General features: G+C 65.2%; 14 protein-coding genes. 11 read left to right on the top strand and 3 right to left on the bottom strand.

The window, feature by feature from the left end; genetic code table 11:
• Nucleotides 1-115: 115 nt before the first annotated feature.
• The 3 genes from AX672_RS07385 to AX672_RS07395 form a co-directional block, all read right to left on the bottom strand.
• Nucleotides 116-619 (bottom strand): DsrE family protein, encoded by a 504-nt coding sequence (locus AX672_RS07385; RefSeq protein WP_018251190.1) that lies wholly within the window; start codon nucleotides 617-619, stop codon nucleotides 116-118.
• A gap of 70 nt (nucleotides 620-689) precedes the next feature.
• Nucleotides 690-1100, bottom strand: coding sequence for an ArsR/SmtB family transcription factor (locus AX672_RS07390; RefSeq protein WP_018251191.1), 411 nt, complete (start codon nucleotides 1098-1100; stop codon nucleotides 690-692).
• On the bottom strand, nucleotides 1097-1720 hold the full coding sequence (locus tag AX672_RS07395) for a peroxiredoxin (RefSeq protein WP_018251192.1): 624 nt from the start codon (nucleotides 1718-1720) through the stop codon (nucleotides 1097-1099). The genes AX672_RS07390 and AX672_RS07395 overlap by 4 nt, the downstream gene beginning before the upstream one ends.
• Nucleotides 1721-1792: 72 nt before the next feature.
• Here AX672_RS07395 and AX672_RS07400 point away from each other — a divergent pair, with 72 nt between their 5' ends.
• The 11 genes from AX672_RS07400 to AX672_RS07450 are packed head-to-tail and all read left to right on the top strand — an operon-like array spanning nucleotide 1793 to nucleotide 9983.
• Complete coding sequence (locus AX672_RS07400; RefSeq protein ID WP_018251193.1) at nucleotides 1793-2722, top strand: MBL fold metallo-hydrolase; 930 nt, start codon at nucleotides 1793-1795, stop codon at nucleotides 2720-2722.
• Complete coding sequence (locus AX672_RS07405) at nucleotides 2722-3159, top strand: YeeE/YedE family protein (protein WP_170172224.1); 438 nt, start codon at nucleotides 2722-2724, stop codon at nucleotides 3157-3159. Before AX672_RS07400 ends, AX672_RS07405 begins: the two co-directional genes overlap by 1 nt.
• Nucleotides 3159-3584, top strand: a complete 426-nt coding sequence (locus AX672_RS07410; RefSeq protein ID WP_018251195.1) for a DUF6691 family protein — start codon at nucleotides 3159-3161, stop codon at nucleotides 3582-3584. The genes AX672_RS07405 and AX672_RS07410 overlap by 1 nt, the downstream gene beginning before the upstream one ends.
• A gap of 18 nt (nucleotides 3585-3602) precedes the next feature.
• Complete coding sequence (locus AX672_RS07415; protein WP_018251196.1) at nucleotides 3603-4037, top strand: TIGR01244 family sulfur transferase; 435 nt, start codon at nucleotides 3603-3605, stop codon at nucleotides 4035-4037.
• The gene (locus AX672_RS07420; protein WP_018251197.1) at nucleotides 4034-5266 is read left to right on the top strand and encodes an NAD(P)/FAD-dependent oxidoreductase; all 1233 of its coding nucleotides are present in this window, start codon (nucleotides 4034-4036) and stop codon (nucleotides 5264-5266) included. The genes AX672_RS07415 and AX672_RS07420 overlap by 4 nt, the downstream gene beginning before the upstream one ends.
• Nucleotides 5263-6045: a sulfite exporter TauE/SafE family protein gene (locus AX672_RS07425; protein ID WP_018251198.1), complete on the top strand. Its 783-nt coding sequence runs from the start codon at nucleotides 5263-5265 to the stop codon at nucleotides 6043-6045. Before AX672_RS07420 ends, AX672_RS07425 begins: the two co-directional genes overlap by 4 nt.
• Nucleotides 6045-6854: a TlpA family protein disulfide reductase gene (locus AX672_RS07430; protein ID WP_018251199.1), complete on the top strand. Its 810-nt coding sequence runs from the start codon at nucleotides 6045-6047 to the stop codon at nucleotides 6852-6854. The genes AX672_RS07425 and AX672_RS07430 overlap by 1 nt, the downstream gene beginning before the upstream one ends.
• A complete protein-coding gene (locus tag AX672_RS07435; RefSeq protein ID WP_056432835.1) occupies nucleotides 6851-7477 on the top strand; it encodes a DsbA family protein in 627 nt (208 codons plus the stop codon). The genes AX672_RS07430 and AX672_RS07435 overlap by 4 nt, the downstream gene beginning before the upstream one ends.
• 2 nt (nucleotides 7478-7479) lie before the next feature.
• Complete coding sequence (locus AX672_RS07440; protein WP_026189135.1) at nucleotides 7480-8121, top strand: DsbA family protein; 642 nt, start codon at nucleotides 7480-7482, stop codon at nucleotides 8119-8121.
• 21 nt (nucleotides 8122-8142) lie between these two features.
• Nucleotides 8143-9030, top strand: a complete 888-nt coding sequence (locus AX672_RS07445; RefSeq protein ID WP_018251202.1) for an MBL fold metallo-hydrolase — start codon at nucleotides 8143-8145, stop codon at nucleotides 9028-9030.
• Nucleotides 9027-9983: a c-type cytochrome gene (locus AX672_RS07450; RefSeq protein WP_018251203.1), complete on the top strand. Its 957-nt coding sequence runs from the start codon at nucleotides 9027-9029 to the stop codon at nucleotides 9981-9983. Before AX672_RS07445 ends, AX672_RS07450 begins: the two co-directional genes overlap by 4 nt.
• The last annotated feature ends 87 nt before the right edge of the window (nucleotides 9984-10070 follow it).

Consider the following 10070-nt stretch of genomic DNA (forward strand, 5'->3'; position numbering starts at 1 on the left):
AAGAGTGAATCACGCCTCCATCGCCGTCGCAAGCACGCGTTTTTCAACAGTCTCGGACGGTTGTGACACCGGCCGCGTTACGGACTGGAATGATAAAACAGGAAGTTCGGTACGATCAGTCAGGGATCAGCGCCCAACCACGTATCTGCAATGTCGCCATTGTGGTGAGAGCCGAGACATCGACTTCGATAGCCTTATCGACCGTGACCGGAGCGATCCCATTCCCGACTAAAGCCTGGCTGCACACTCGAACGGACACGCCTGCCCGCCTTAGCGCCGCTATCAAGGCAAGATTGGGGTTCGTCGTGGCACCGGTTTTCGTCGCATATGCCTCATCATCGGCAATAATCGGTGTCGCCGGCCCGTGGACGATCACGATCACATCTCCCTGTGCCGGCCGCACGCCGTCCGCCCCGAGCAGGTTCAGGAAGCGTGCGACCTTCTCCAGCGAGGGATTGACCTTGTCGGGAGATGACGCCGCCTTCGTCACACTGAACAGCACACGATATCGCAGCGAGTGGTCCGGCCGCTCAACCGCGCCTTCTACCGGCGTGATCCTGCCATAGCCGGCAATCACGGGTTGTTGCGCGGTGACGCCTGCTGACCCGGCACTGCTCATGACGGCCAAGCATCCTGCAACTGCGATAGCGGGAAGCCGCATCTGGTTTGTCCTTTCGAAACCGGAATGATTATCCGACCCTCGCAAATACGGCTGCGCCTATATTTTGCGGCCGCGTGGCAGCCGACGCCCCGCGCGCTCGCGACGGTCGGGAAGCGGGCGCTGCCTCATGCACGGCTAGATCATCGGCGCCGAATATCGCCTCGAGCGTGCGCACGCACATTGCGGCTGCGTCATCGGCGAGCCGGTAATGGACCTGCTTTGCCTCGCGTCTCGTCTTCACCAGCTCGGCGCGGCGCAGCTCGGCAAGCTGCTGGCTGAGGGCCGGCTGGGTCACGCCGGTCGCAGCCTCTATGTCCGCAACCTGCCGCTCACCGCCCAGCAGATAGGACAGGATCATGAGGCGCTGGGGTTGAGCGAACACGCGCAGCTTTTCGACCGCCGCATCGGCGATCGCGCGGGATTGATGGATCGCCGTCATCGATCGGCCTTCAACTGATGAAACCAGTCGGCACCGGCGCTGCACGGCAAGGCGGGCGGGAGCAGGACGTCGTCACCCGGCTGCCAGTCGGCCGGCGTATAGGCCTGCCCATCGGCCGATCGCTGCAATGCCCTCACCGTGCGGAGCATCTCGTCGACCGATCGCCCGACGTTCATCGGATACCAGTTGAGCGCACGGATGATGCCCTCAGGATCGATGAAATAGGTCGCGCGCACGGCCGAGGCGTCGCCGGCCTGTTCGTCAAGCATGCCATAGGCGTAACCCACCGCCATCGACGGGTCTTCCACGACCGGGAACGGCACCTCTACACCGAAGACATCCTTGATCGCGCGCAACCAGGCGACATGCGAATACAGGCTGTCAACCGACAGCCCGAGCAAGGCGCAGTCGAGCTCCTCGAATTGCGGTGCGGCCTTCGCCAGGGCCACGAACTCGCTGGTGCAGACCGGCGTGAAATCAGCCGGGTGCGAAAAGAACACGACCCAACGACCACGATACTGATCGAGCGACATCGCGCCCTGCGTCGTGCGGGCGGTGAAATTCGGGGCCGCGTCCCCGATGCGCAACGAGCGCGGTACGTCTGCATCCATCGTTTCCATGCTTTTCAGATGGCACGGGCAGCCCGTTGACGCAAGCGGATTACACAACTACATAAACCATGAAATCAATAATTGGAGGCGATCGTGGAATCGGCGTTGAATGAGGCAGTTGCGCAGATTGAACGTGCGAAGGCGGCGGTAGCGCCGGTCGTTCACTCGTTCTTCGACGAGCCGACCAACACCGCGACCTACGTCGTCTGGGACCCCGCCACGCGAAAGGCGGCGATCGTTGACAGTGTCCTGAACTTCGACGCTGCGGCCGGTCGCACCAATACGGCGTCGGCGGATGCGGTAATCGCTTATGTGCGGGAGCACGGCCTTTCGGTCGACTGGCTGCTCGAAACCCATGCTCATGCCGACCACCTGTCTGCGGCGCCCTATCTGCAAAAGGCGCTGGGCGGTCAGCTCGCGATCGGCCGCGACATCATTCGCGTGCAGAACGTCTTCGGCAAGATTTTCAACGCCGGCACCGACTTCGAACGGGACGGCTCCGAGTTCGACCACCTGTTCGACGATGGCGACCGTTTTACGATCGGCGACATCGAGGCCATCGCGCTGCATGTGCCGGGGCACACCCCCGCCGATATGGCCTATGTCATCGGCGACGCAGTCTTCACCGGCGATACCCTGTTCATGCCGGACTACGGCACCGCACGCGCAGACTTCCCCGGTGGTGATGCGCGCCAGCTATTCCGCTCGATCCGTCGACTGATGCAGTTGCCCGACGAGACGCGGCTGTTCCTGTGCCACGACTACAAGGCTGCGGGGCGCGACCGGTATGTCTGGGAGACGACCGTGGGCGCGCAGCGCGTCGGCAACGTCCACGTTCATGAGGGGGTGGACGAAGACAACTTCGTCGCGATGCGCACCAGTCGGGACGCCACCTTGTCGATGCCCAAGCTCATCCTGCCATCGGTGCAGGTCAATATGCGCGGCGGCCATCTGCCGGAGCCGGAAGTCAACGGCACCCGCTACCTCAAGATTCCACTGGATACGCTGTGATGCCCGGATTTCCCCATGCCATGCCGCTTGCCGGCTTCATCGGCGGCCTGATGATCGGGTTCGCTGCGGCGATCATGTTGCTGGGCAACGGCCGCATCGCCGGGGTCAGCGGCATGTTCGCGCGTGTCCTCGCTCTCTCTGAAGGGGGAGCGCCTTGGATGATGGCCTTGCTTTTCACGGCGGGGCTGCCCCTGGGCGCGGCGCTGACCGCAGCCAATGTGAATGTGGAAGCTCGCTTCCCGACGTCGCTCGGGCTGATCGCCGTCGCCGGGCTGATCGTCGGGATCGGGACGCGGCTCGGCGCGGGGTGCACCAGCGGTCACGGCGTCTGCGGCCTGTCGCGCCTGTCGCCGCGGTCCATCGTCGCGACCGGCACGTTCATGGCGACCGGCATCGCCACCGTGACCCTCATGCGTCTCGCGGGAGTGGTATCGTGATGCGCCAGAGCCTTCTTTCGCTCGTCAGCGGCACGCTGTTCGGCGCCGGCCTCGCCGTGTCCGGCATGATCGATCCTGCGCGGGTACGGGCGTTTCTCGACGTCGCCGGTGCCTGGGACCCGACCCTGGCATTCGTCATGGCGGGAGCGATCCTGCCGATGGCGATAGCCTGGCTCATCGTGCGTGGACGCTCTACGCCGATCGTCGCGGAGCAATTCCATACGCCGGCCACGTCGCCGATCGACGCGCGCCTCCTCGGCGGTGCCGCCCTGTTCGGCATAGGCTGGGGCCTTGTCGGCCTGTGCCCCGGCCCCGCCATCGCCGCGCTCGCGATCCAGCCTGCCCCCGCGCTGCTCTTCACCGCTGCAATGGCGCTCGGCGCAGCCATCCACCGCTTCGCACTCATCCCACGCCGTTCGGCGTGACCGGACAGGAGACATTACATGGCCTTCAAGAAGATCACACCGTCCTTCTCGGCTGCTCCCCAGCTCACCCGGGATGATGTCGCTGCCGCCGCACAGGCGGGGTTTCGCTCGATCGTTTCGAGCCGGCCAAATGGCGAGGAGCAGGGACAGCCGAGCGCACACGAGATGGCCCGGATCGCCGAAGAACACGGCCTTGCGTTCGCCCATGTCCCGATCGTGCCGGGCAAGGCGACCGATGCCGATGCGGACCGGATGAAGGAAGCGCTGACTGCGCTGCCGGGACCGACGCTCGGCTTCTGCCGAAGCGGCACGCGGGCGGCTACCCTATGGGCGCTGGCGGAGGCGAGTCATGCCGATCCCGAAACGATCGTCGGTCAGGCCAAGGCAGCCGGGTACGACCTGGCCGATCTGAAGCCGGCGCTCGCTCGCCGGTCCGAAAGAACCGGCAAATGACCTACGACATCGTCATCATCGGAGGCGGAGCTGCGGGCATCGCAACCGCCGCCAGCATCCTGAAACGTAACGCCAAGGTGTCGATCGCGGTCGTCGATGCGGCCCGGGACCATTATTACCAGCCCGGTTGGACGTTAGTCGGGGCAGGCGTTTTCACCCCCGAACAGACCCGCAAGGCCGAAGCCGATGTCATGCCCAAGGGCGTCGAATGGATCCGGCTGCCGGCGATCACCATCGACCCCGAGCGTCAGGCGATCACCCTGGGCGACGGGGATACGATCGCCTATCGTGTCCTGATCGTCGCCCCCGGCCTGCGTTTGGCGTGGGAGAAGATCGCGGGGCTTACCGAAGCGTTGGGCCGCAACGGGGTCACGTCCAACTACCGCTACGATCTGGCGCCCTACACCTACCAGCTTGTCCAGGAATTGCAGCGGGGACGCGCGCTGTTCTCGCAACCGCCGATGCCGATCAAGTGCGCCGGCGCGCCTCAAAAGGCGATGTACCTGTCCTGCGACATCTGGCGCGAACGCGGTGTTCTCCCCGCGATCGACGTCGAATTTCACAACGCCGGTGCGGCGCTGTTCGGCGTCGCGACCTATGTCCCTGCGCTGATGGAATATGTCGAGAAGTATAGGATCAACCTCAAGCTCGAATCCAACCTCGTCGCGGTCGACGCCGATCGGCGTATTGCCACCTTCGAGCGCAAGCAGAACGGTGTCAGCGAGCGGATCGAGCGCGGGTTCGACATGCTCCACGTCGTGCCGCCGCAGGTGTCGCATGACGTCGTTGCCAAAAGTTCGCTCGCGGCGGCAAACGGCTTCGTCGAGGTCGATGAGGCGACGCTGCGCCACAAGCGATACGACAACGTCTTTGCCTTGGGCGATGCTGCGGGGACGAGCAATGCGAAGACGGCTGCGGCAGCCCGCAAGCAGGCACCCGTGGTGGCGGTCAACGCGCTCGCCGCACTCGAAGGCAAGCCTCCTGTTGTCGACTATGACGGCTATGGGTCGTGCCCGCTCACCGTCGAGCGCGGCAAGATCGTCCTCGCCGAGTTCGGCTATGGTGGAAAACTGCTCCCCAGCTTTCCGTCGTGGCTGCTGAACGGCACGCGCCCGACGCGCGCTGCCTGGTTCCTGAAGGAGCGGATGCTGCCCCCGATTTACTGGCAAGGCATGCTGAAAGGCCATGAATGGATGGCGGCTCCGCATAAGATCGGCAAAGCGGCATGACCCTCGAACCGATCCAGTATCTGCTGGGTGCGTTATCCGGCAGCCTGGTGGGCTTTACCCTCGGGCTTGTCGGCGGGGGCGGCTCGATCCTCGCCGTCCCACTCATGGTCTATCTGGTGCGCGTGCCCGACGCCCATCTCGCCATCGGCACGAGCGCGTTCGCCGTCGCGGCTAACGCCGCCACGGGGCTGATCGGCCATGCAAGGGCGCATAACGTCAAATGGCGCTGTGGCGGCATGTATGCGACCGCCGGCGTCATCGGCGCCCTGTTCGGCTCTACCGCGGGCAAGGCCGTCGACGGCGGCAAGCTCCTGTTCCTGTTCGCACTGGTCATGGTCGTCGTCGGCGTCCTGATGCTGCGCGGGCGCGGTGACACGGGCAACCCGGGGGCGGAGTGCAACCGGGAAAAGGCGCCGAAGGTGCTGGGCTACGGCCTCGGCACCGGTCTGTTCTCGGGCTTCTTCGGCATCGGCGGGGGCTTTCTGATCGTCCCCGGCCTGATCGGATCGACGGGCATGCCGATCCTGAACGCCGTCGGCACGTCATTGATCGCCGTCACCGCGTTCGGGCTGACGACGGCCGCCAATTACGCATTTTCGGGTCTGGTGGACTGGCCGCTGGCTTTCGTGTTCATCGCCGGTGGAGTTGTCGGCGGCTTGATCGGCACGCGCATCGCGAAGCGCCTCGGTACGGGCGGCACGCTCACCACGGTCTTCGCCGTCCTGATCTTCGTGGTGGCGGCCTACATGCTCTGGAAAAGCGCGGCCGCGTTTCTCTGATGGCGGGTGCGATTGCCATCGGGCCGCTGATGCTGGCCGTCGATCGCGGGCTTGCCGTGCTGTGCATCGTCGTGTTCCTTGGCCTCACGACACTGGCCGGTCGGTTCCGCTTCCCTCGCGTATCGACGGTCTCCACCAGCGCCATCGTCGCTGGACTGGTCACGGCACGGATCGGTTACGTCGCAGCGCATTGGTCGAGCTACACCGGCGCTCCGCTGTCCATCCTTGCCGTGTGGCAGGGTGGCTTTTCCCCCGTTGCAGGGCTTCTGGGCGCTGCGGCGATGCTGGCGATCCGGCTTGGCCGCTCAAGCGCGCTGGCGGCAGGCTGGGGAGCGTTGGCTGTTGCGGGTGGCCTCTGGTTCTCGCTTCAGGCGCTGATCCCTCCCGTGACCTACGGCCCGTTCCCCTATCATCTCAACCTGACAACCCCGTCCGGCGCGCCGCTTCCACTCGATCGCTTCCGTGGCAGGCCCTTCGTGGTCAACCTGTGGGCGACATGGTGCGGTCCGTGTCGGCGTGAGCTGCCGATGCTCGATGCGGTTGCGTCGCGCCCTGGCGAGGTCCCGATCCTTCTTGCCGATCAGGGCGAGGCGCAAGCGATCGTCAGCGGTTTTCTCGGCCGTGAAAATATCGGAGCGCGCCATGTCGCGCTCGACCCCGATCGTGGCCTTTCTCAAGCCCTGAAGGTGGCGGGGTATCCCGCAACGGCCTTCGTTGCGGGCGACGGCACGATCGTACAGCTCCAGCTCGGTGAATTGTCACGCGCTGCGCTCGCCGATGGAATCGAATTAGCAAGGAAACACCGATGAATCGTCGCAACCTGTTGTCTCGGGGCCTCCTGGCCGCGCTTGCCTTCGCCGCGCCGATCACGCCTCTCATGGCCCAGCAGCCCGATCTGTCGCGCAAGGCGGTCGTTGACGATCCCGTGGCTCCCAAGCGCGCCGGCAGGACCTACGACGTCACGGTTGTCGAGTTTTTCGACTATAACTGCCCCTATTGCCGTCGCATGGAGCCGGTGCTGAACGCCCTGCTTCGCTCCGACCCGAAGGTACGGGTCGTGTACCGGGACTGGCCGATCTTCGGACCTGCCTCGCGTGAGGCGTCACGCGCGGCTGTCGCGAGCCAATGGCAGGGCAGGCATGCCGCCTTTCACGAGGCCCTGATGACCTCGCCGGCGCGGCTCGACAGCGCGGGCGTCAAGGCAGCGGCTGCCAAAGCCAAGGTCGACTGGCCCCGTCTGCAACGCGATTTGAAGAACCGTGGCGCCGAAATCGACGCGCTGCTTACGCGCACCGATAGCATCGCCCAGGCGATCGGTTTCAACGGAACACCAGCGCTGATCGTCGGCTCGCAGGTCGTCGCCGGTGCTGTCGATCTCCCGACGTTGCGTCGTCTCGTCGCGGAAGCGCGCAAAAAACCAGCGGCGCGCTGACCATGCCCGGGCCGCTCAATCGGAGACAGCTTGCCGGCTTGGGCGCGGTGGTCGTGGGTGGTTGGGCAGTCGGGCAGGTTCTACGGCGTACCGCCCCGATCGGGCGCGACGTCGGGCCGACCGCCGACCTGATCCTTGCCGGTAACGGCTCGCCCGAGGACGGACCTGCCGATGCTACGCTCCGGCTTGCCGTGTTCACCGACTATCGTTGCCCGGCCTGCCGTCATGGATTTTCCGCCCTGGAAGAGGCTGTGCAACGCGACGGCAAGGTGCGGGTCATCTACAAGGATTGGCCCATCTTCGGTCCGCCATCCGAACGTGCCGCAAGCGTGGCGCTCGCGTGCGCCGAACAGGGAGTTTACCCGACCGTCCATCGTGCGTTGATGACGGACAGCCGCACGATCGACGACGACGTGTTGCGGGACGTCGTGATGCGCGCTGGCGGCGATTGGCTGCGCGCGATGACCTGGCTTGCCGCCCACGCGGACGCTGTCGCAGCCCGCCTGCGGGCGAACGGACAGGAAGCCTATTCGATCGGACTGGCGGGCACCCCGGGTTATCTTGCCGGTCCCATGCTGGTGATGGGCGCGATCGACGCCAGCGATTTCCAACGGCTGTTCGCGCGTGCGCGGGAAGAAAGCTGACGATGCGAGAGGATACGAAACATGATCGAGTATAATCACAAGGGCATGACGGTTGCGTCGCTCCATGACGAGCGCACCGGCAGCTTCCAGTATGTCGTGGTCGACGAAGCCACGAAGACCGCCGCGATTATCGATCCGGTCCTCGACTTCGATCCCCGTGCCGGTGCGACCGCAACCGACAATGCCGATATGATCCTCGAATATGTCCGCGCCAAGGGACTTACTGTGGAATGGGTGCTCGATACCCATCCCCATGCCGATCACTTCTCGGCCGCGCCGTATCTCGCGGAAAAGACAGGGGGCAAAACCGCGATCGGCACCAAGGTCGTGGAGGTGCAGAAGCTCTGGCAGGACATCTACTGCCTGCCCGACCTGCCCGTCGATGGTAGCCAGTGGGATCGCCTGTTCGCCGATGGCGAGCAGTTCAGGATCGGCTCGCTCGACGCGCACGTCATGCTGTCGCCCGGCCACACGCTCGCCTCGATCACCTACGTCGTCGGCGACGCGGCGTTCGTCCACGACACGCTGATGGTGCCCGACAGCGGCACCAGTCGGGCTGACTTTCCAGGCGGCAACGCGCGCGCGCTGTGGCGCTCGATCCGGGCGATCCTCGAACTGCCGCCCAGCACCGCGACCTATGTCGGCCACGACTACGGCAAGGACGGGCGCGAAGTCTTTGGACGATCGACCGTGGCGGACCAGCGTCGTGACAACATCCATGTGCACAACGGCATCGGTGAGGCCGAGTTCGTCGCCACCCGCGAGAAGCGCGACGCAACCCTGCCGCTGCCGGACCTGATGCTTGCCGCGCTCCAGGTGAACATCCGCGGCGGTCGCCTGCCGGAGCCGGAGGCGTGCGGCACAGCGTTCCTCAAGGTGCCGCTCAACCACTTCGGCGCGGGCAAATGACCGAACCAACGCCGCCAACGCCCGGTGATGATGGCGATGCCCAGCGTATCATCTTCGCCATTACCGCCGCGCTGCTCGTCCTCGTCGTCACCTACAAGGTAGGGCAGTCTGACGCGCCCGTGCAGGCACCCGTCGAGGTAGCAGCGGACGCCGCCTTTTCGCCACCGGCGGAAAGCACCATCCCCGCCGGGCCGGACGGCGACGCGATCCGGCGCGGTCGACTGATCTTCACCGCGAGCGCGGCTCATGCCGGCCAGTACGTCGGCAACGGCCTGACGTGCAGCAACTGTCACCTCGATGCCGGGCGGAAGGCCGATGCGTCCCCGATGTGGGCGGCCTGGGTCAGCTACCCAGCTTATCGCGCGAAGAACGGCCGGGTGAACACGATGGAGGATCGCATCCGCGACTGCTTCCTCTACTCGATGAACGCGCCCGCCTCGAAAGCCGGCGCCCCGCCGCCCTATGGCGACGATATCTACCGCGATCTCCAGAGCTATTTCGCCTGGCTCGCGACCGGCGCGCCATCCGGCAAGCCGCTGCCCGGTCGCGGGTTCATAAAGCTCGCCACAACCCCGATCGGGCACGATCCGGTTCGCGGCGCGATTGTGTTCGCCGGCCAGTGCGCATCATGCCACGGTGCGAACGGCCAAGGGCAGGCGAACCCGGACGGCAGCTATACTATCCCGCCGCTGTGGGGAGCGCGCTCCTACAATTGGGGTGCGGGCATGACCGGGCTGGCGTCGGCTGCCGGGTTCATCAAGGCCAACATGCCTTATGGTGAGGGCAACACGCTGACGGATCAGCAGGCGTGGGATGTCGCCGCCTATGTCGATAGTCGCGAGCGACCCCGCGATCCGCGGCAGACCGGGACTGTCGAGAGCGCACGTAAGCAGTTTCACCCCAAAGGGGACTATTATGGTCAGGAGATTGACGGAAAAATGCTTGGCAGCTGATCGCTCGGCTTCCTAACCAGTGTCACAACCGAACGAGACCGTTGAAAAAGGCTTGCGCGAAATCGGCGTGGCGGATGGCTGGTGACG

Origin of the sequence: Sphingomonas sp. CCH10-B3 (genome assembly GCF_001556185.1) — a bacterium.
Classification (GTDB): Bacteria; Pseudomonadota; Alphaproteobacteria; order Sphingomonadales; family Sphingomonadaceae; genus Sphingomonas; species Sphingomonas aquatica.